General features: G+C 68.8%; 1 pseudogene. It reads right to left on the bottom strand.

From position 1 onward, the window contains the following. Positions 1 to 346, bottom strand: a pseudogene (locus CYJ76_RS11710) (malate dehydrogenase); the annotation flags it as partial.

A 346-nucleotide genomic window follows, 5' to 3' on the forward strand; every position in this document is an offset into this window, starting at 1 on the left:
CCAGCGCGGCGCTGGCTGCGGACGCTGCCGAGGAGCGCCCGCGAACCTCGATGATCTCCGCGCCACGCTTGGCTACGCGCGGAATGAACTCGTCGTTTACCCACGCCGCATCCAGCTTGTCGGCGACCTTCTCACCATTCAGCGTCAGCTCCGCAACGTCCGGGAACTGGGAGGCGGAGTGGTTGCCCCAGACGGTCATGTTCTCCAGGTCGCGCACGGCCACGCCCAGCTTGTCCGCCACTTGCGCCAGGCCACGGTTGTGGTCCAGACGGGTCAGAGCGGTAACGCGGCGCGGGTCGAGGCCTTCGGCGTGGGCTGCGACGATCGCGGCGTTGGTGTTGGCCGG

The sequence above is a fragment of the Kytococcus schroeteri genome, assembly GCF_002847825.1.
Taxonomy (GTDB): Bacteria; Actinomycetota; Actinomycetes; order Actinomycetales; family Dermatophilaceae; genus Kytococcus; species Kytococcus schroeteri.